Raw genomic sequence first — 17,947 nt, 5'->3', positions numbered from 1 at the left:
TCACTCACCCGCCACACATCTCCATGGGGCGTGGTCCAAGGGGGGCTGGCTGGTCAATAGATCTTGTTTTGGGGGGCTTTTCCTGGGGGGGGGGGGGGGGGGGGGGGTGGGGCGGCGGCCGGGGGGCGATGCCGCCTCGGGTCGAGTCCCGGCTCCGGCTCCGCGTCCTGAGTGCCGGTCCTGGGCCCTGGGTCTGGTCCTCGGTGCCTGGCTTCCCGGTCTCGGGGCCTTGGGCGGAGGAATTGATGGATGCCTTTCGGCAGGGCGTTCGTGGAGGCCGGAGGGGTCGGCGGTAGGGTTCGCAGTGGCTGTTTTCCCGGTGGGAGGACGGCTGTGTCGGTACCGGTCCGGCGGGTTGGCGGATACCGGTCCGTCCGTGGAGCGCGCAACGGCCAGGCGCAGGCAGGACGTCCGTCGTCCGGTCGCGCCTGTCGTGGTCGTCGGGTGATACCCCGTTCGACACTTGACGTGGGCGTGGAGTAGTGTTGGCGCCTGTGGCCGGAGTCCACGTGGCTCTGGCGTGTGTCCTGCGCCCAGACGTGGCGCCGTGGCGCCGAGAACCGACCGCTCAGGTCAGGTACTCAGGCCGCCGTCGGTGACAGTCGGGTTCGGTCCGGCAGAGTCGGGCGGGTAGGCGCGCTCCTTCTGGGACGTATCGGACTTCCGGTACTTACAGAGGGCGCGACACGCCCGACCGCGTGGGTCGGGAACGGATACTCCGGCGCTCACGCTCCGTGCCATCCAGGCGAGGAGCGGCACCGCGACACAGCAGGCAGACAGGCCGGCCATCCGGGATGGCTGCCGGCGAGTACGACGAGGCACGAAGGAACGGGAGCGGCGTTGCCCACGATCCAGCAGCTGGTCCGCAAGGGCCGGCAGGACAAGGTCGAGAAGACCAAGACCCCGGCACTCAAGGGGAGCCCGCAGCGTCGTGGCGTGTGCACCCGCGTCTACACGACCACCCCCAAGAAGCCGAACTCGGCGCTGCGCAAGGTGGCACGCGTCCGGCTGAACAGCGGGATCGAGGTCACGGCCTACATCCCCGGGGTCGGTCACAACCTGCAGGAGCACTCGATCGTCCTGGTGCGTGGTGGCCGTGTGAAGGACCTCCCGGGCGTTCGCTACAAGATTGTCCGGGGCGCTCTCGACACGCAGGGCGTCCGTAACCGGAAGCAGGCTCGCAGCCGCTACGGCGCGAAGAAGGAGAAGGGCTAATGCCGCGCAAGGGGCCCGCGCCCAAGCACCCCGTCGTCGTCGACCCGGTCTACGGCTCGCCGCTGGTGACCGCCCTGGTCAACAAGGTGCTGCTGAGCGGCAAGAAGTCGGTCGCGGAGCGCATCGTGTACGGCGCGCTCGAGGGCGCCAAGAACAAGACCGGCAACGACCCGGTCGTCACGCTCAAGCGTGCGCTGGACAACGTCAAGCCCACGCTGGAGGTGCGCAGCCGCCGAGTAGGTGGCGCCACCTACCAGGTGCCGGTCGAGGTCCGCGCGGGCCGCAGCACCACGCTCGCGCTGCGCTGGATCGTCGGGTACTCCCGCGGCCGTCGTGAGAAGACGATGACCGAGCGCCTGATGAACGAGCTGATCGACGCGAGCAACGGCCTCGGCGCGAGCGTGAAGCGCCGGGAGGACACCCACAAGATGGCGGAGTCCAACAAGGCCTTCGCCCACTACCGCTGGTAACTCATCATGGCTGCTGACGCACGTGCCGCACTGGCCGCGACCCGGAACATCGGGATCATGGCCCACATCGACGCAGGCAAGACCACGACCACCGAGCGCATCCTCTTCTACACCGGTGTGAACTACAAGATCGGTGAAGTCCACGAGGGTGGCGCCACGATGGACTGGATGGAGCAGGAGCAGGAGCGGGGGATCACCATCACCTCCGCCGCCACCACCTGCTCGTGGCGTGACCACACCATCAACATCATCGACACCCCGGGCCACGTCGACTTCACCGTCGAGGTGGAGCGGTCCCTGCGCGTCCTCGACGGAGCGGTCGCGGTGTTCGACGCCGTCGCCGGCGTCGAGCCGCAGAGCGAGACGGTGTGGAAGCAGGCCGACCGCTACGACGTCCCGCGGATCGCGTTCGTCAACAAGATGGACCGGGTCGGCGCCGAGTTCCACCGCTGCGTCGACATGATGGTCGACCGGCTGGACGCGACGCCCGCCGTCATCCAGCTGCCCTGGGGTGTCGAGGCGGACTTCCGTGGCGTGATCGACCTGATCCGCATGAAGGGCCTGCTCTGGCACACCGAGGACAAGGGCGCCTCGTTCGAGACCGTCGACATCCCGACCGACCACGCCGAAGCCGCGCAGGAATGGCGGGAGAAGCTGGTCGAGACCGTCGCCGAGAACGACGACGAGCTCATGGAGCTCTACCTCGAGGGCGTCGAGCCCACCGAGGAGCAGCTCATGGCGGCGCTGCGGCGGTCCACGGTGGCCAGCAAGGTCAACCCGGTGCTCTGTGGTTCCGCGTTCAAGAACAAGGGCGTGCAGCCCATGCTCGACGCGGTTGTCGACTTCCTCCCCTCGCCGACGGACATCGGCTCGGTCACCGGCCACGCGGTCGGCAAGGAAGAAACCGAGATCGTCCGCGAGGCTGACGACGACGCGCCGTTCTCGGCGCTGGCCTTCAAGATCATGTCGGACCCGTACGTCGGCAAGCTGACCTACATCCGGGTGTACTCCGGCAAGATCACCAGCGGTACCGCGGTGCTCAACTCGACCAAGGACCGCAAGGAGCGCATCGGCCGCATCCTGCAGATGCACGCCAACCACCGGGAGGACCGGGACGGTGTGGGCGCGGGTCAGATCGTGGCCGTGGTGGGCCTGAAGAACACCACCACCGGCGACACGCTGTGTGACCCGAACTCGCCGGTCATCCTCGAGTCGATGATCTTCCCTGCCCCGGTCATCGACGTCGCCATCGAGCCGAAGACGAAGGCTGACCAGCAGAAGCTGGGCACCGCGATCCAGCGGCTCACCGAAGAGGACCCGACCTTCCAGGTCCGCACCGACGAGGAGACCGGTCAGACGGTCATCGCCGGTATGGGTGAGCTGCATCTCGAGGTCTTCGTCGACCGGATGCGCCGCGAGTACGGCGTCGAGGCGAACGTCGGCAAGCCGCAGGTGGCCTACCGCGAGACCATCCGCCGCAAGGTGGAGAAGGTCGACTACACCCACAAGAAGCAGACGGGTGGGTCCGGGCAGTACGCCCGCGTGATCATCGACCTGGAGCCCTCCGGCGGCGACGGCGGCGGCTACGAGTTCGAGAACAAGGTGACCGGCGGACGCATCCCGCGGGAGTTCATCCCGTCGGTGGACGCCGGCTGCCAGGAGGCCATGGAGTTCGGCGTCCTGGCCGGTTACCCGCTCGTCGACGTCAAGGTCACGCTACGGGACGGCCAGTTCCACGAGGTCGACTCCTCCGAGCTCGCCTTCAAGATCGCCGGTTCCATGGCCTTCAAGGACGCGGCCCGGAAGGCCGACCCGGTCATCCTCGAGCCGATGATGTCGGTCGAGGTCACGACGCCCGAGGACCACATGGGCGACGTGATCGGCGACCTCAACTCGCGGCGTGGGCAGATCCAGGCCATGGACGAGCGGGGCGGTTCCCGGATCGTCAAGGCCCTGGTGCCGCTCTCGGAGATGTTCGGGTACGTCGGCGACCTGCGGTCGAAGACCTCCGGGCGGGCGAGCTACTCGATGCAGTTCGACTCCTACGCCGAAGTCCCGCAGAACGTCGCCAAGGACATCATCGCGAAGGCGAGGGGCGAGTAGCAGGCCCGCCGGGCCGGGCTGCCGGCACCACTGACGACAACACAGCACGACACCACCCGTCCTTGGAGGGACACCAGTGGCGAAGCAGAAGTTCGAGCGGACCAAGCCGCACGTCAACATCGGGACCATCGGTCACATCGACCATGGCAAGACGACGCTGACGGCCGCGATCACGAAGGTCCTGCACGACGCGCACCCGGACCTCAACCCGTTCACGCCGTTCGACCAGATCGACAAGGCGCCGGAGGAGAAGGCCCGCGGGATCACGATCTCGATCGCGCACGTCGAGTACCAGACCGACGCGCGGCACTACGCGCACGTCGACTGCCCCGGGCACGCCGACTACATCAAGAACATGATCACGGGTGCCGCGCAGATGGACGGCGCGATCCTGGTGGTCTCGGCGACCGACGGCCCCATGCCGCAGACGAAGGAGCACGTGCTCCTGGCCCGCCAGGTCGGCGTGCCGTACATCGTCGTGGCGCTGAACAAGGCCGACATGGTCGACGACGAGGAGATCCTCGAGCTCGTCGAGCTCGAGGTCCGGGAGCTCCTGAACACCTACGAGTTCCCCGGCGACGACGTCCCGGTCATCCGCGTCTCCGCGCTCAAGGCGCTGGAGGGCGACAAGGAGTGGGGCGAGAAGCTCCTCGAGCTCATGGCGGCGGTGGACGCGTCCATCCCCGAGCCCGAGCGTGACATCGACCGGCCGTTCCTCATGCCGATCGAGGACGTGTTCACGATCACGGGTCGTGGCACGGTCGTCACGGGTCGTATCGAGCGTGGAATCGTCAAGGTCAACGAGACCGTGGAGATCGTCGGCATCAAGCCGGAGACCACCACGACGACCGTGACCGGCGTCGAGATGTTCCGCAAGCTGCTCGACGAGGGCCAGGCCGGTGACAACGTCGGCCTCCTCCTCCGTGGCATCAAGCGCGAGGACGTCGAGCGCGGCCAGGTCATCGTGAAGCCGAAGTCGATCACCCCCCACACGGTGTTCGAGGCGCGCGTCTACATCCTCAACAAGGACGAGGGTGGCCGGCACACGCCGTTCTTCAAGAACTACCGGCCGCAGTTCTACTTCCGCACCACCGACGTGACCGGCGTCGTGACCCTCCCCGAGGGCACCGAGATGGTCATGCCGGGCGACAACACCGAGATGACGGTCGAGCTCATCCAGCCGATCGCCATGGAGGAGGGCCTGCGGTTCGCCATCCGTGAGGGTGGCCGGACCGTCGGTGCGGGTCAGGTTCTGAAGGTCATCAAGTAGTGGCGGCGGGCGGCGGGTGCCCCAAGGGGTCCCGCCGCCCGCTGTTGCTGGCCGGCCACGCCGGGGCGTAACGCTCCGCGTCGCGACCAGGATCGCAAGCCGCCCGCGAGGGCCGCGCACGCGCGGCCGACGGGGCACCAGACAAGGCGGTACACCCGGCACGAACCCGGACCCGCCGGGCCGCCCGCCCTTTCCGGCGGCGGCCCGCGCCGCGGAGCGGGAAGAGGTCGACGGGGACCCGGTAGTGATACCGGCCGGACGAGACAGACAGGACAGGCGAAGCCCACCATGGCGGCACAGAAGATCCGCATCCGGCTCAAGGCCTATGACCACGAGGTCATCGACAGCTCGGCGCGGAAGATCGTCGAGACCGTGACGCGTACCGGTGCGCAGGTCGCGGGTCCGGTGCCGCTGCCGACGGAGAAGAACGTCTACTGCGTCATCCGGTCGCCGCACAAGTACAAGGACAGCCGCGAGCACTTCGAGATGCGGACGCACAAGCGGCTGATCGACATTCTTGACCCGACGCCGAAGACGGTCGACTCGCTGATGCGCCTCGACCTGCCCGCCGGCGTGGACATCGAGATCAAGCTGTAAGAGGGGCCGGCGCCAGTCATGCTCAACCGCAATTACAGAGGGCTCCTGGGCACCAAGCTCGGGATGACCCAGGTATGGGACGCGAACAACCGCGTCGTGCCGGTCACCGTCATCCAGGCCGGCCCCAACGTCGTGACCCAGGTCAAGACACCCGACTCCGACGGCTACTCGGCCGTCCAGCTCGGCTACGGCGAGATCGACCCGCGCCGGATCAACAAGCCGATGCGCGGCCACTTCGAGACCTCCGGTGCCACTCCCCGGCGGCACCTCGTCGAGCTGCGCACCGCGGACGCCGGCAACTACCGGCCCGGCCAGCAGCTGACCGGTGAGGTGTTCGACGCCGGCCAGGTGGTCGACGTCACCGGCACCTCCAAGGGCAAGGGCTTCGCCGGTGTCATGAAGCGGCACGGCTTCAAGGGCCTGGGCGCCGGTCACGGCGTCGAGCGCAAGCACCGCTCGCCGGGTTCCGTCGGCGGCTGTGCCACTCCGGGGCGGGTCTTCAAGGGCCTGCGGATGGCCGGCCGGATGGGGCACGACCGTGTGACCGTGGCCGGGCTGACCATCCACGCCGTCGACACCGAGCGCGGCTTCCTGCTGATCAAGGGTGCGATTCCCGGCCCCGACGGCGGTCTGGTCTTCGTTCGCAGCGCGGCCAAGCGCCCCGCTCCGGAGCCGGCCGCTCCGGTGGCGGCCGCGGCCGCCGGCACCGGTGAGGAGGCCTCGGCATGAGCCCGACGGCAACGATGACGAAGGAAGCCCCCGCCGAGGCGGACGCGCCGGTGGACCGCACGGTCCCGGTGCACGCCCCCGCGGGCGGCGACGCCGGCAGCGTCGAGCTGCCCGGCGCGGTGTTCGACGTGCCGGTGAACGTGCCGCTGATCCACCAGGTCGTCGTGGCGCAGCTCGCCGCGGCCCGGCAGGGCACGCACTCCACGAAGACCCGCGGCGAGGTCCGTGGCGGTGGGCGCAAGCCGTACCGCCAGAAGGGCACCGGCCGGGCACGGCAGGGCTCGCTGCGCGCGCCGCAGTTCACCGGCGGTGGCATCGTCCACGGCCCGACGCCGCGCAACTACGACCAGCGGACACCCAAGAAGATGAAGGCCGCCGCGCTGCGCGGGGCCCTGTCGGACCGGGCCCGCAACAACCGGCTGCACGTGGTCTCGTCGCTGGTCGCCGGTGACACCCCGTCGACCAAGTCGGCTGTGGCCGCGCTGACCAGCCTGGTGGACGCGCGCCGCGTCCTGGTCGTGGCCCTCCGCTCGGACGAGCTGACCTGGCTCAGCCTGCGCAACGTGGCCGAGGTCCACCTGCTCGACCCGGGCCAGCTCAACACCTACGACGTGCTGGTGAGTGACGACGTGGTGTTCACCGAGGGCGCGCTCACCGCGTACCTCGGTCGCGCCTCCCGTCCGGCGACCTCAGCCGGCGAGGAGGAGGACAAGTGATCCCCGACCCGCGAGACATCATTCTCCGGCCGGTCGTCTCCGAGAAGAGCTACGGCCTGCTCGACGAGAACGTCTACACGTTCATCGTCCGCCCCGACGCGAACAAGACCCAGATCAAGCTCGCCGTGCAGAAGATCTTCAACGTGCGGGTCACCCGGGTCAACACGATCAACCGGGCGGGCAAGCGCAAGCGGACCAAGCACGGCTGGGGACACCGCTCGGCCACCAAGCGGGCGCTCGTCAGCCTCGCGCCCGGTGACAGCATTGAGATCTTCGGAGGCCCCGGTGCCTGACACCCGCGTGGGGCGTACCCGGGTGCCGCTCGGCCCGGCGTCGGATCGGAAGTAGAGCATGGGTATTCGCAGGTACAAGCCGACGACGCCGGGGCGTCGTGGGTCGAGCGTCGCCGACTTCGTCGAGATCACCCGTGATCACCCCGAGAAGTCGCTCGTTCGCCCGCTGCACTCCAAGGGCGGCCGCAACGTCCACGGGCGGATCACGACCCGCCACCAGGGCGGCGGCCACAAGCGGGCCTACCGGATCATCGACTTCCGGCGGGACAAGGACGGCGTGCCGGCCAAGGTCGCGCACATCGAGTACGACCCGAACCGCACCGCGCGGATCGCCCTGCTGCACTACGTCGACGGCGAGAAGCGCTACATCCTCGCCCCGGTGAAGCTGCACCAGGGCGACATGGTCAGCTCGGGTGTCGGCGCGGACATCAAGCCGGGCAACGCCCTGCCGCTGCGCAACATCCCGACCGGCACCGTGGTCCACGCCATCGAGCTGCGTCCCGGCGGCGGCGCCAAGATCGCTCGCAGCGCCGGCACCAGTGTGCAGCTCGTCGCGAAGGACGGGCCGTACGCCCAGCTCCGGATGCCCTCCGGTGAGATCCGCAACGTCGACGTGCGCTGCCGCGCCACCGTCGGCGAGGTCGGCAACGCCGAGCAGAGCAACATCAACTGGGGCAAGGCCGGCCGCATGCGCTGGAAGGGCCGTCGGCCCACCGTGCGTGGTGTCGCGATGAACCCGGTCGACCACCCGCACGGTGGTGGTGAGGGCAAGACCTCCGGTGGCCGCCACCCGGTCAACCCGAAGGGCCGTCCGGAGGGCCGCACCCGCCGCACCAAGAAGTCCAGCGACGCGCTGATCGTCCGGCGCCGCAAGCAGAACAGGCGGCGGTAGTCATGACTCTGCTCGCCCGGCCGCCGGCCAGCTCGATCCGCACCCACCACTGAGCAGGAAGGAGGAGACACAGCCATGCCACGCAGTCTGAAAAAGGGCCCGTTCGTCGACGACCACCTGCTCAAGAAGGTGGACGCGCAGAACGCCAAGGGCACCAAGCACGTCATCCGGACCTGGTCGCGTCGTTCGACCGTGATCCCCGACATGCTGGGCCACACCATCGCCGTGCACGACGGGCGCAAGCACGTCCCCGTGTTCATCACCGAGGGAATGGTCGGGCACAAGCTCGGCGAGTTCGCGCCCACGCGCACCTTCCGCGGGCACGTCAAGGAGGACCGGAGGTCACGCCGTGGCTGACGACCTCGTCGACGGCCTGACCCGCGCCGGCCTGCCCGGCGCGAAGGCGACCGCTCGATACGTGCACACCTCGCCGACCAAGGCCCGTCGGGTCGTCGACCTGGTCCGCGGCCGGTCCGCGAGCGAGGCGCTCGACATCCTCCGGTTCGCGCCCCAGGCGGCGAGCACGGATGTCTACAAGGTCGTGGCGAGCGCGGTGGCGAACGCGGAGAACAACCACAACCTCGACCCGGCGACGCTGTGGATCGGCGCCGCCTATGTGGACGAGGGGCCGACGCTCAAGCGCATCCGGCCGCGCGCGCAGGGCCGGGCCTACCGGATCCGCAAGCGCACCAGCCACATCACGGTCGTGGTGGAGAGCCGGGAACCGGTGTCCACTGGCGCCGGCGCCAGGACTACAAGGAGGGCCCGGTAGTGGGGCAGAAGGTAAACCCGCACGGGTTCCGACTTGGCATCACGTCGGAGTTCACCTCCCGTTGGTACGCCGACAAGCAGTACAAGGCGTACGTCGGTGAGGACGTCAAGATTCGCAAGATGATGTCCAAGGGCATGGAGCGGGCCGGCATCAGCCGGGTCGACATCGAGCGCACCCAGGGTCGGCTGCGGGTGGACATCCACACCGCCCGCCCGGGCATCGTGATCGGCCGGCGTGGCGCCGAGGCCGACCGCATCCGCGGTGACCTCGAGAAGCTGACCGGCAAGCAGGTGCAGCTCAACATCCTCGAGGTGAAGAACCCCGAGGTCGACGCGCAGCTCGTGGCGCAGGGCGTCGCCGAGCAGCTCTCCAGCCGGGTCAGCTTCCGCCGCGCGATGCGTAAGGCGATGCAGTCCGCGATGAAGAGCGGCGCCAAGGGAATCCGGGTCCAGTGCTCGGGCCGCCTCGGCGGCGCCGAGATGAGCCGGTCGGAGTTCTACCGCGAGGGCCGGGTGCCGCTGCACACGCTGCGCGCGGACATCGACTACGGCTTCTACGAGGCCCGGACGAACTTCGGCCGGATCGGCGTGAAGGTCTGGATCTACAAGGGCGACATCGTCCAGAGCCGCGCGGAGCGGGAGGCCCAGGAGGCCCTGCTGCGTCAGCAGCGCCGGGAGCGCCCGCGCCGCGGGCCGCGCTCGGGCTCGTCCGGCACCACGCAGGGCGGGACGGACGCCGGTCGGGCCGCGGCCCGCGCCGGCGACCGCCGCGGTCGTGGTGGCAGCGGTGGCGGTGGCGGCTCGGCGGAGAAGGCTTCCGCCGCCGAGAAGGCCCCGGCGGAGAAGCCGGCGACCGAGTCGGCCGCGGTCGAGGGCACGCCGGTGGAGACCCCGGCGGTCACGCCCGAGACCACCGCGGCCCCGGCCGCAGTGACGACCGCCGAGGCCCAGGGCGCGCCGGAGAAGGCGGAGGGTTAGGAAAACATGCTTATTCCCCGGAAGGTCGCGCACCGCAAGCAGCACCACCCGAAGCGGACGGGCGCGGCCAAGGGCGGCACCAGGATCGCCTTCGGTGAGTACGCGATCCAGTCGCTGGAGTCGGCCTACGTGACGAACCGGCAGATCGAGTCGGCGCGTATCGCGATGACCCGGCACATCCGGCGTGGTGGAAAGGTCTGGATCAACATCTATCCGGACCGCCCGCTGACGAAGAAGCCCGCCGAGACCCGGATGGGTTCCGGCAAGGGCTCGCCGGAGTGGTGGGTCGCGAACGTGAAGCCCGGACGCATCATGTTCGAGCTTTCCGGCGTGGCCGAGCCGGTCGCCCGTGAGGCGATGCGGCGCGCCATCCACAAGCTGCCGATGAAGTGCCGTTTCGTGACCCGTGAGGGTGGTGCCTGATGGCCGTCACGACAACGGACGACCTGCGCAGCCTGCCCGCCACCGAGTTGGTCGACAAGCTGCGCGAGGCCAAGGAGGAGCTGTTCAACCTCCGCTTCCAGGCCGCGACCGGGCAGCTTCGCAACAACCGCCGGCTGCGTGACGTCCGCCGGGACATCGCCCGGATCTACACGGTCATGCGTGAGCGCGAGCTCGGGATGAGCGGCGATCCGGCCGTCGCGGTGGACGCCGCCGAGTCGGATCGGGCGTGAGCGCAGTGAGCGGAGAAGACGTGAGCGAAGTCAGCACGGACAGCACCCCCACCCCCAGCACCGAGGAGGCGCCTTCCGAGCGCGGCTTCCGCAAGGTGCGTGAGGGTCTGGTGATCAGCGGCAAGATGCAGAAGACGGTGGTCGTCGCTGTCGAGGACCGGGTCCAGCACCCGCTCTACGGCAAGACGATCCGCCGTACCAAGAGGGTCAAGGCGCACGACGAGAACGGCACCGTCGGTGTCGGCGACCGCGTCCTGCTGATGGAGACGCGGCCGCTGTCGGCCACCAAGCGCTGGCGGGTCGTCCAGATCCTCGAGAAGGCGAAGTAGGTCCCTCTGGGGATCGCGGTGGATCGGCCGGTGGCAGGGCTCGCGTGAGGCGGGCCCGCCGCCGGCCGGACACGCAGACCTCGCGGTCGTCACCGGTGGCAGTGAGTAGAGCCGGTCGGCGGCGGTCGGGCGGCAACGGGTGATCAGGAGCGGAAAGTGATTCAGCAGGAGTCGCGACTTCGGGTCGCCGACAACACCGGAGCCAGGGAAATTCTGTGCATCCGGGTGCTCGGCGGCTCTGGGCGTCGTTACGCGGGGATCGGCGACATCATCGTCGGCACGGTGAAGGACGCCCTGCCCGGCGCCGGCGTGAAGCGCGGCGACGTGGTCAAGGCGGTCGTGGTGCGCACCAAGAAGGAACGGCGGCGCCCGGACGGCTCCTACATCCGTTTCGACGAGAACGCCGCGGTGCTCATCCGGGACGGGGGAGACCCCCGTGGTACCCGCATCTTCGGGCCGGTCGGCCGCGAGCTGCGGGACAAGCGTTTCATGAAGATTATTTCGCTGGCGCCGGAGGTGCTGTAGACCGTGGCCGGTATGAAGATCAAGAAGGGCGACACGGTCCAGATCGTCACGGGCAAGGACCGCGGCCTGAAGGGCAAGGTCATCCGGGCCATCCCCGACCAGAACAAGGTCGTGGTCGAGGGCGCCAACCGGGTCACCCGGCACACCCGCGTCCAGCAGAGCTCGCGTGGCTCGCAGTCCGGCGGGATCGTCACCCAGGAGGCGCCGATCCACGTCAGCAACGTGATGATCGTCGACCCGTCCGACGGCCGTCCGACCCGCGTCGGTTACCGCTTCAACGACGACGGCACCAAGGTCCGGATCTCGCGCCGCACCGGTGCCGAGCTCTAGGCCCCCGGCGCAAGGCTAGGAAACGAGACATGAGTGTGACCACGGAAGCCCGGCCGGTCCCGCGGCTGAAGCAGCGGTACCGCGAGGAGATCGCCCCGGCGCTGCGGGAGGAGTTCTCCTACGGCAACGTCATGCAGATCCCCGGCGTGGTGAAGGTCGTCGTCAACATGGGCGTCGGCGACGCGGCCCGGGACGCGAAGCTGATCGACGGCGCGACCAGGGACCTTGCGGCCATCACCGGCCAGAAGCCGGCGGTGCGCCGGGCGAAGAAGTCCATCGCCCAGTTCAAGCTGCGCGAGGGCCAGCCCATCGGGGCGAAGGTGACCCTGCGCGGTGACCGGATGTGGGAGTTCCTGGACCGTCTGGTCACGATCGCGCTTCCCCGCATCCGCGACTTCCGCGGGCTCTCGCCGAAGCAGTTCGACGGCGCCGGGAACTACACGTTCGGCGTCATCGAGCAGTCGATCTTCCACGAGATCGACATCGACCGGATCGACCGGGTCCGGGGCATGGACATCACGGTCGTGACCACCGCGACCAACGACGACGAGGGCCGGGCGCTGCTGAGGGCGCTGGGCTTCCCGTTCCGGGAGAGCTGAGAAATGGCGAAGAAGGCGCTGGTCGAAAAGGCCGCCCGCAAGCCCAAGTACGCCGTCCGCGGCTACACCCGCTGCCAGCGGTGTGGCCGTCCGCGCTCTGTCTACCGGGTGTTCGGCCTGTGCCGGGTGTGCCTGCGGCAGATGGCCCACCGCGGCGAGCTGCCCGGCGTGACCAAGAGCTCCTGGTAGTTCAACACACGATCGCGGTAGGCCCGCGCACCTCGTGCGCGAGCGGCGGGAACCCCCGTGAGAAAGGCGTCAAGCCATGACGATGACCGATCCGATCGCGGACATGCTCACCCGTGTCCGCAACGCCAACCGGGCTTATCACGACCGGGTGGTGATGCCGCACAGCAAGATCAAGACGCACATCGCCGAGATCCTCCAGCAGGAGGGCTACATCCTCGGCTGGCACGTCGAGGACCCCGCCGAAGGCGCGGTCGGCCGCACGCTGATCGTCGACCTGAAGTACGGCCCCAACCGGGAGCGGTCGATCGCGGGTGTGAAGCGGATCAGCAAGCCGGGTCTGCGTGTGTACGCGAAGTCGACGAACCTGCCGAAGGTCCTCGGTGGCCTGGGCGTCGCGATCATCTCCACCTCGTCGGGTCTTCTGACCGACAGGCAGGCCGGCAAGCGGCGCGTGGGCGGGGAAGTCCTCGCCTACGTCTGGTAAGGAAGGCGAACGATGTCACGGATCGGGCGCCAGCCCATCAGTGTTCCCACCGGCGTGGAGATCTCTCTCGACGGCCCCAAGGTCACGATCAAGGGCCCCAAGGGCTCGCTGAGCCACACGGTCGCGGAGCCGATCGAGGTCGTCCGCGAGGACGGTCAGCTCATCGTCAACCGGCCGAACGACGAGCGGCGTAGCCGCGCGCTGCACGGCCTCACCCGCACCCTGGTGTCCAACATGGTCGTCGGGGTCACCGCCGGGTACTCGAAGACTCTGGAGATCGTCGGAGTCGGATACCGGGTCCAGGCCCGCGGCTCGGACCTCGAGTTCGCCCTCGGCTACAGCCACCCGGTACCGGTGAAGGCCCCTGAGGGGATCCGGTTCGAGGTGCAGACCCCCACCCGCTTCGTCGTGCACGGCATCGACAAGCAGCAGGTGGGCGAGGTCGCCGCCAAGATCCGCGGACTGCGCAAGCCCGACCCCTACAAGGGCAAGGGTGTGCGGTACCAGGGCGAGGTCGTTCGCCGCAAGGTCGGGAAGACCGGGAAGTAGGTAGACAGACATGGCAGTGAGCCTCAGCGCCAGTGCGCGCCGGCGGACGGCCAAGCTCCGCCGCCACGTCCGCGTGCGCAAGAAGGTGTCGGGCACCCCGATCCGGCCGCGTCTCGTCGTCACCCGGTCCTCGCGGCACATCTACGCCCAGGTCATCGACGACGTCGCCGGGCACACGCTGGCCTCTGCGTCCACGTTGGAGGACGGGCTGCGCGCCTCCGACGGGGACAAGAGCGCCAAGGCCCGCGAGGTCGGTCGGCTCGTCGCCGAGCGCGCCCGCGCCGCCGGGATCGACGCCGTGGTGTTCGACCGGGGCGGTCGTACGTACCACGGGCGGATCGCCGCGCTGGCGGACGCGGCCCGCGAGGGCGGGCTGAACTTCTGATGATCACATCCACTAGGGAGATGTTCTAGATGCCAGGCCAGCAGCGCCGCGGAGGCGGCTCCGGCGGTTCCGACCGCCGCGAGCGCCGCGACCGTTCGGGCGGTGGCCCGGCGCAGGAGAAGACCGCTTATGTCGAGCGGGTCGTCGCCATCAACCGCGTGGCGAAGGTCGTGAAGGGCGGGCGTCGGTTCAGCTTCACGGCGCTCGTCGTGGTGGGCGACGCGGACGGCACCGTCGGCGTCGGCTACGGAAAGGCCAAGGAGGTCCCCGCGGCGATCGCCAAGGGGGTCGAGGAGGCCAAGAAGCACTTCTTCAAGGTCCCGCGCATCGGCTCCACCATCCCGCACCCGGTGCAGGGTGAGGAGGCCGCCGGGGTCGTGCTGCTCAAGCCCGCCTCGCCCGGTACCGGTGTCATCGCCGGTGGTCCGGTGCGCGCCGTGCTGGAGTGCGCCGGGGTGCACGACGTACTGTCGAAGTCGCTCGGGTCGTCCAACCCGATCAACATCGTGCATGCGACCGTCGCCGCGCTGCGCGGGTTGATGCGTCCCGAGGAGATCGCCGCCCGCCGTGGGCTGCCGCTGGAGGATGTCGCTCCGCCGGCGATGCTGCGTGCGCGGGCGGCCGGGGTCGGTGCGTAATGGCCAAGCTGCGCATCACCCAGATCCGCTCCGGGATCGGCGGCACCCGCAACCAGCGCGAGACGCTGCGCACGCTGGGGCTGCGCAAGATCAACGCGAGCACCGTCCGTGACGACCGTCCCGAGGTTCTCGGGATGATCGCGACCGTGACCCATCTCGTCCGGGTCGAGGAGGTGGACTCCTGATGGCCGAGAAGACGCTGGAGAAGTCGGACTCCGCCACCGCGCAGGAGCGCGGCCGCGGGCTGAAGGTCCACCACCTTCGCCCGGCGCCGGGTGCCCACAAGAAGAAGCAGCGGGTGGGCCGCGGTGAGGGTTCCAAGGGCAAGACGGCCGGCCGTGGTACCAAGGGCTCGAAGGCACGCAAGCAGGTGCCGGCGCGCTTCGAGGGCGGCCAGATGCCCCTGCACATGCGGGTTCCCAAGCTCAAGGGCTTCCGTAACCGGTTCCGCACCGAGTACCAGGTGGTGAACGTCGCCACCCTGGAGGAGCTGTTCCCCGACGGCGGCACGATCGGCGTCGACGAGCTGGTCGCAGCCGGCGCGGTTCGGGGCAAGTCGCTGGTGAAGGTGCTCGGTGACGGTGAGATCGGCGTGGCCGTCCAGGTGACGGCGCATGCCTTCTCCGGTTCGGCGAAGCAGAAGATCGAAGCCGCCGGGGGCAGTGTCACCCAGGCGTGAGAATGCCTCGGGACGGGTGGGGTGACCTACCCGTCCCGAGGCGTTCGTGCGTTCTCCGGCCAGCGCACCGCAGTCGGTCGCCGGTGTCACCGCGAGCCTGGTGGCCGTCGGATGACCCGAGTACGGGGCCCTGAATCGTGACGCCGCGTAGTGGCCGCTGTGGGGTGCGGAGGAGGCCGGCAGGCGGTGTAAGGGCTCGCCGGTAACGCTGCAACAGGTGCCTCCTCGCTCTGAGTCTCGAGTACACCGGTGCCTACCGCGAGTGATGTCCGGACGAGTGGGCCTCGGGTGCTGTTAGAGTCGCCTCACCGCGTACGGTCGGCTTCGGCGGCCAGCGGCGATCCGTACCGGACATCGAGTCCGTCCCGTCAGCCGTAAGGATCAGCAGGAGGAGTCGTGCTCACCGCCTTCACGCGGGCCTTCCGCACGCCCGACCTGCGGAAGAAACTGCTCTTCACCCTCGGCATCGTCGTCCTGTTCCGGTTCGGCAGCGTCATGCCGTCGCCCGGCGTCTCCACGGCGGCGGTGAACGCGTGTCTGGACTCGGCCAGCGCCGAAAGCAACAACGTGTACTCGCTGATCAACCTCTTCAGCGGTGGCGCTCTCCTTCAGCTCTCGGTGTTCGCGCTCGGCATCATGCCGTACATCACCTCCAGCATCATCATCCAGCTTCTGGTGGTGGTGATTCCGCGGCTCGAGCAGCTCAAGAAGGAAGGCAGCTCGGGTGAGCAGAAGCTCACCCAGTACACCCGTTACCTGACGGTCGCCCTGGGCGTCCTCCAGGCCACCGGCATCGTGGCGCTCGCCCGCAGCGGCCGGCTCTTCCCTGGCTGCAGCGCCCAGATCATCCCGGACACGAGCCTCTTCCGCATCGTCACCATCGTGATCACTATGACCGCTGGAACCGCGGTCATCATGTGGATGGGTGAGCTGATCACCGCCCGCGGCGTGGGCAACGGCATGTCCCTGCTGATCTTCACCTCGATCGCGGCGGCCCTGCCCTCCCAGGGCGGACGGATCCTCCAGGTCGCCGGTGGCGTCGTGTTCAGTCTCGTGATCCTGCTCGGTCTGGCCATCGTGGTGTTCGTGGTGTTCGTCGAGCAGTCGCAGCGCCGCATCCCGGTGCAGTACGCGAAGCGGCTGATCGGGCGCCGGATGTACGGCGGGACGTCGACCTACCTCCCGATCAAGGTGAACCAGGCCGGCATCATCCCGGTCATCTTCGCCTCCTCGCTGCTCCAGCTCCCGCAGCTCGTGGGCCAGATGTGGAGCAACCAGACCTTCCAGGACTTCGAGCAGCGCTACCTGTCCCGCGGGGACCACCCGCTCTACCTCGTGGCCTACGGTGCGCTGATCATCTTCTTCACGTACTTCTATGTCGCGATCACCTTCAACCCGACGGAGGTCGCCGACAACATGAGAAAGTACGGCGGGTTCATCCCCGGGATCCGACCCGGCCGGCCCACGGCCGAATACCTGGATCACGTGCTGTCCCGCATCACCCTCCCTGGCTCGCTGTTCCTGGGGGTCATCACGGTGTTGCCGTTGGCGCTTCTCAACCTGACGAAGGACCAGCCCTTCCCGTTTGCTGGTACCTCGGTTCTGATCATGGTGGGAGTGGGGCTGGAGACCGTGAAACAGATTGAAAGCCAGCTCATGCTGCGCAACTACGAAGGATTCCTCCGGTAGTGCGCCTCGTACTGGTCGGACCGCCAGGCGCCGGCAAGGGGACGCAGGCTGCCTTCATCGCGCAGGCGAGATCCATTCCGAAGATCTCGACCGGCGACATCTTCCGGGCGAACGTCCGCGAGGGAACCGAACTTGGTGTCCAGGCGAAGGCGTTCATGGACTCCGGCGACCTCGTCCCCGACGAGATCACCATTGGCATGGTGCGCAACCGTCTCGCCGAGGACGACGCGGTCAAGGGCTTCCTCCTGGACGGCTTCCCGCGCAACGTCCCGCAGGCCGAGGTGCTCGGCGGAATGCTGGACGCGATGGGTACGCGTCTCGATGTGGTCCTCGAGTTGGTCGTCGACGACGACGAGGTGGTGCGGCGGCTCTCCGGCCGGCGGACCTGCCGGAACTGCGGGCACATCTGGCACCTCGACTTCGACCCGTCCCGGGTCGAGGGAATCTGTGACCGGTGCTCGGGGGAGCTGTTCCAGCGCGATGACGACCGTCCTGAGACGGTGCGCCACCGCCTCGAGGTGTATGCGGAGCAGACCTCCCCGCTTGTCGCCTACTACGCGGCCAAGGGCGTGCTCATCGGCATCGACGCGACCGGCCCGGTCGACAACGTGACCGATCGTGCCCTGGACGCGCTGCGCCACTACGGCGACTGACCGAGGCCGCCCCGCTCGCCGCGCCGTGACTCCGCCATACCTCGCGTCTCCTGCGTTTCCCGCACGGAACGCGGGCTCGGCGGCCCGAGGCCCGGCGTTCCGGAGCGCGGCGGTCCCGGGCATGGACACGGCTGCGGTGGTCCGAGGCCGGGCGGCGGGGGGCTGCCCGTGGCCTGGCGCCGTGCGGCCC

The 17,947-nt window shown here is 68.9% G+C and carries 27 protein-coding genes; all 27 read left to right on the top strand.

The genetic code is table 11. From position 1 onward, the window contains the following. Positions 1 to 840: 840 nt before the first annotated feature. The 27 genes from rpsL to E0504_RS16160 all read left to right on the top strand — a co-directional run bounded on the left by rpsL (position 841) and on the right by E0504_RS16160 (position 17,757). A complete protein-coding gene (gene rpsL / locus E0504_RS16290) occupies positions 841 to 1,215 on the top strand; it encodes a 30S ribosomal protein S12 (protein ID WP_009740532.1) in 375 nt (124 codons plus the stop codon). Beyond that, complete coding sequence (gene rpsG / locus E0504_RS16285) at positions 1,215 to 1,685, top strand: 30S ribosomal protein S7 (protein WP_020463481.1); 471 nt, start codon at positions 1,215 to 1,217, stop codon at positions 1,683 to 1,685. The genes rpsL and rpsG overlap by 1 nt, the downstream gene beginning before the upstream one ends. Positions 1,686 to 1,691: 6 nt before the next feature. Further along, on the top strand, positions 1,692 to 3,788 hold the full coding sequence (gene fusA, locus E0504_RS16280) for an elongation factor G (protein WP_071066147.1): 2,097 nt from the start codon (positions 1,692 to 1,694) through the stop codon (positions 3,786 to 3,788). 76 nt (positions 3,789 to 3,864) lie between these two features. Then, on the top strand, positions 3,865 to 5,058 hold the full coding sequence (gene tuf / locus E0504_RS16275) for an elongation factor Tu (RefSeq protein ID WP_020463479.1): 1,194 nt from the start codon (positions 3,865 to 3,867) through the stop codon (positions 5,056 to 5,058). Between the two features lie 288 nt (positions 5,059 to 5,346). After that, positions 5,347 to 5,655, top strand: a complete 309-nt coding sequence (gene rpsJ, locus E0504_RS16270) for a 30S ribosomal protein S10 (RefSeq protein ID WP_006539131.1) — start codon at positions 5,347 to 5,349, stop codon at positions 5,653 to 5,655. Positions 5,656 to 5,673: 18 nt separating this feature from the next. Further along, positions 5,674 to 6,384: a 50S ribosomal protein L3 gene (gene rplC / locus E0504_RS16265; protein WP_020463478.1), complete on the top strand. Its 711-nt coding sequence runs from the start codon at positions 5,674 to 5,676 to the stop codon at positions 6,382 to 6,384. Further along, positions 6,381 to 7,100, top strand: coding sequence for a 50S ribosomal protein L4 (gene rplD, locus E0504_RS16260; RefSeq protein ID WP_071066146.1), 720 nt, complete (start codon positions 6,381 to 6,383; stop codon positions 7,098 to 7,100). Before rplC ends, rplD begins: the two co-directional genes overlap by 4 nt. Next, the gene (rplW, locus tag E0504_RS16255; RefSeq protein WP_018505130.1) at positions 7,097 to 7,393 is read left to right on the top strand and encodes a 50S ribosomal protein L23; all 297 of its coding nucleotides are present in this window, start codon (positions 7,097 to 7,099) and stop codon (positions 7,391 to 7,393) included. The genes rplD and rplW overlap by 4 nt, the downstream gene beginning before the upstream one ends. Before the next feature lie 58 nt (positions 7,394 to 7,451). Continuing rightward, positions 7,452 to 8,285 (top strand): 50S ribosomal protein L2, encoded by an 834-nt coding sequence (rplB, locus tag E0504_RS16250; RefSeq protein WP_071066145.1) that lies wholly within the window; start codon positions 7,452 to 7,454, stop codon positions 8,283 to 8,285. 75 nt (positions 8,286 to 8,360) lie between these two features. After that, positions 8,361 to 8,642 carry a 30S ribosomal protein S19 gene (gene rpsS, locus E0504_RS16245; protein WP_071066144.1) on the top strand — a complete coding sequence of 94 codons (282 nt, stop codon included), beginning with the start codon at positions 8,361 to 8,363 and terminating at the stop codon, positions 8,640 to 8,642. Beyond that, positions 8,635 to 9,057, top strand: a complete 423-nt coding sequence (gene rplV, locus E0504_RS16240; protein WP_018505127.1) for a 50S ribosomal protein L22 — start codon at positions 8,635 to 8,637, stop codon at positions 9,055 to 9,057. Before rpsS ends, rplV begins: the two co-directional genes overlap by 8 nt. Next, entirely contained in the window at positions 9,057 to 10,034 is a 978-nt protein-coding gene (gene rpsC, locus E0504_RS16235) for a 30S ribosomal protein S3 (RefSeq protein ID WP_112108122.1), read from the top strand. Before rplV ends, rpsC begins: the two co-directional genes overlap by 1 nt. 6 nt (positions 10,035 to 10,040) lie before the next feature. Continuing rightward, the gene (rplP, locus tag E0504_RS16230) at positions 10,041 to 10,457 is read left to right on the top strand and encodes a 50S ribosomal protein L16 (protein ID WP_018505125.1); all 417 of its coding nucleotides are present in this window, start codon (positions 10,041 to 10,043) and stop codon (positions 10,455 to 10,457) included. Further along, entirely contained in the window at positions 10,457 to 10,708 is a 252-nt protein-coding gene (gene rpmC / locus E0504_RS16225) for a 50S ribosomal protein L29 (protein WP_020463474.1), read from the top strand. Before rplP ends, rpmC begins: the two co-directional genes overlap by 1 nt. Positions 10,709 to 10,728: 20 nt before the next feature. Beyond that, on the top strand, positions 10,729 to 11,037 hold the full coding sequence (gene rpsQ, locus E0504_RS16220) for a 30S ribosomal protein S17 (RefSeq protein ID WP_112108123.1): 309 nt from the start codon (positions 10,729 to 10,731) through the stop codon (positions 11,035 to 11,037). 156 nt (positions 11,038 to 11,193) lie between these two features. Continuing rightward, on the top strand, positions 11,194 to 11,562 hold the full coding sequence (gene rplN / locus E0504_RS16215; protein WP_018505122.1) for a 50S ribosomal protein L14: 369 nt from the start codon (positions 11,194 to 11,196) through the stop codon (positions 11,560 to 11,562). Between the two features lie 12 nt (positions 11,563 to 11,574). Beyond that, a complete protein-coding gene (gene rplX, locus E0504_RS16210; protein WP_041256661.1) occupies positions 11,575 to 11,892 on the top strand; it encodes a 50S ribosomal protein L24 in 318 nt (105 codons plus the stop codon). Between the two features lie 29 nt (positions 11,893 to 11,921). Beyond that, complete coding sequence (gene rplE, locus E0504_RS16205) at positions 11,922 to 12,491, top strand: 50S ribosomal protein L5 (protein ID WP_020463471.1); 570 nt, start codon at positions 11,922 to 11,924, stop codon at positions 12,489 to 12,491. Between the two features lie 3 nt (positions 12,492 to 12,494). Continuing rightward, entirely contained in the window at positions 12,495 to 12,680 is a 186-nt protein-coding gene (locus E0504_RS16200) for a type Z 30S ribosomal protein S14 (protein ID WP_006539145.1), read from the top strand. Between the two features lie 76 nt (positions 12,681 to 12,756). Next, positions 12,757 to 13,164 (top strand): 30S ribosomal protein S8, encoded by a 408-nt coding sequence (gene rpsH / locus E0504_RS16195; protein ID WP_018505119.1) that lies wholly within the window; start codon positions 12,757 to 12,759, stop codon positions 13,162 to 13,164. Positions 13,165 to 13,176: 12 nt separating this feature from the next. Beyond that, positions 13,177 to 13,713, top strand: a complete 537-nt coding sequence (gene rplF / locus E0504_RS16190) for a 50S ribosomal protein L6 (RefSeq protein ID WP_112108124.1) — start codon at positions 13,177 to 13,179, stop codon at positions 13,711 to 13,713. 10 nt (positions 13,714 to 13,723) lie between these two features. Then, entirely contained in the window at positions 13,724 to 14,098 is a 375-nt protein-coding gene (gene rplR / locus E0504_RS16185; RefSeq protein WP_020463469.1) for a 50S ribosomal protein L18, read from the top strand. A gap of 29 nt (positions 14,099 to 14,127) precedes the next feature. After that, positions 14,128 to 14,736: a 30S ribosomal protein S5 gene (gene rpsE, locus E0504_RS16180; protein ID WP_018505116.1), complete on the top strand. Its 609-nt coding sequence runs from the start codon at positions 14,128 to 14,130 to the stop codon at positions 14,734 to 14,736. After that, positions 14,736 to 14,921 carry a 50S ribosomal protein L30 gene (gene rpmD / locus E0504_RS16175; RefSeq protein WP_020463468.1) on the top strand — a complete coding sequence of 62 codons (186 nt, stop codon included), beginning with the start codon at positions 14,736 to 14,738 and terminating at the stop codon, positions 14,919 to 14,921. Before rpsE ends, rpmD begins: the two co-directional genes overlap by 1 nt. Beyond that, positions 14,921 to 15,415, top strand: coding sequence for a 50S ribosomal protein L15 (gene rplO, locus E0504_RS16170; RefSeq protein ID WP_071066139.1), 495 nt, complete (start codon positions 14,921 to 14,923; stop codon positions 15,413 to 15,415). The genes rpmD and rplO overlap by 1 nt, the downstream gene beginning before the upstream one ends. A 396-nt stretch (positions 15,416 to 15,811) precedes the next feature. After that, entirely contained in the window at positions 15,812 to 17,104 is a 1,293-nt protein-coding gene (gene secY / locus E0504_RS16165) for a preprotein translocase subunit SecY (RefSeq protein WP_071066138.1), read from the top strand. Then, positions 17,104 to 17,757 (top strand): adenylate kinase, encoded by a 654-nt coding sequence (locus tag E0504_RS16160; RefSeq protein ID WP_020463465.1) that lies wholly within the window; start codon positions 17,104 to 17,106, stop codon positions 17,755 to 17,757. The genes secY and E0504_RS16160 overlap by 1 nt, the downstream gene beginning before the upstream one ends. Positions 17,758 to 17,947 lie beyond the last annotated feature (190 nt).

This window comes from Parafrankia sp. BMG5.11, assembly GCF_004337455.1.
The sequence above is the reverse complement of the archived record's forward strand: the minus strand, read 5'-3'. Positions and strand labels throughout refer to the sequence as shown.

What these genes read in the sequence shown, in the direction of transcription:
- fusA (WP_071066147.1), top strand. Translation starts at nt 1,692, where the DNA reads ATGGCTGCTGACGCACGTGCCGCACTGGCCGCGACCCGGAACATCGGG.
- rplD (WP_071066146.1), top strand. Translation starts at nt 6,381, where the DNA reads ATGAGCCCGACGGCAACGATGACGAAGGAAGCCCCCGCCGAGGCGGAC.
- rplB (WP_071066145.1), top strand. Translation starts at nt 7,452, where the DNA reads ATGGGTATTCGCAGGTACAAGCCGACGACGCCGGGGCGTCGTGGGTCG.
- rplF (WP_112108124.1), top strand. Translation starts at nt 13,177, where the DNA reads ATGTCACGGATCGGGCGCCAGCCCATCAGTGTTCCCACCGGCGTGGAG.
- rpsH (WP_018505119.1), top strand. Translation starts at nt 12,757, where the DNA reads ATGACGATGACCGATCCGATCGCGGACATGCTCACCCGTGTCCGCAAC.
- rplP (WP_018505125.1), top strand. Translation starts at nt 10,041, where the DNA reads ATGCTTATTCCCCGGAAGGTCGCGCACCGCAAGCAGCACCACCCGAAG.
- rpsS (WP_071066144.1), top strand. Translation starts at nt 8,361, where the DNA reads ATGCCACGCAGTCTGAAAAAGGGCCCGTTCGTCGACGACCACCTGCTC.
- rplC (WP_020463478.1), top strand. Translation starts at nt 5,674, where the DNA reads ATGCTCAACCGCAATTACAGAGGGCTCCTGGGCACCAAGCTCGGGATG.
- rplX (WP_041256661.1), top strand. Translation starts at nt 11,575, where the DNA reads ATGAAGATCAAGAAGGGCGACACGGTCCAGATCGTCACGGGCAAGGAC.
- E0504_RS16200 (WP_006539145.1), top strand. Translation starts at nt 12,495, where the DNA reads ATGGCGAAGAAGGCGCTGGTCGAAAAGGCCGCCCGCAAGCCCAAGTAC.
- rplR (WP_020463469.1), top strand. Translation starts at nt 13,724, where the DNA reads ATGGCAGTGAGCCTCAGCGCCAGTGCGCGCCGGCGGACGGCCAAGCTC.
- rpsJ (WP_006539131.1), top strand. Translation starts at nt 5,347, where the DNA reads ATGGCGGCACAGAAGATCCGCATCCGGCTCAAGGCCTATGACCACGAG.
- rpmC (WP_020463474.1), top strand. Translation starts at nt 10,457, where the DNA reads ATGGCCGTCACGACAACGGACGACCTGCGCAGCCTGCCCGCCACCGAG.
- rpmD (WP_020463468.1), top strand. Translation starts at nt 14,736, where the DNA reads ATGGCCAAGCTGCGCATCACCCAGATCCGCTCCGGGATCGGCGGCACC.
- rplO (WP_071066139.1), top strand. Translation starts at nt 14,921, where the DNA reads ATGGCCGAGAAGACGCTGGAGAAGTCGGACTCCGCCACCGCGCAGGAG.
- rpsE (WP_018505116.1), top strand. Translation starts at nt 14,128, where the DNA reads ATGCCAGGCCAGCAGCGCCGCGGAGGCGGCTCCGGCGGTTCCGACCGC.
- rpsG (WP_020463481.1), top strand. Translation starts at nt 1,215, where the DNA reads ATGCCGCGCAAGGGGCCCGCGCCCAAGCACCCCGTCGTCGTCGACCCG.
- rplE (WP_020463471.1), top strand. Translation starts at nt 11,922, where the DNA reads ATGAGTGTGACCACGGAAGCCCGGCCGGTCCCGCGGCTGAAGCAGCGG.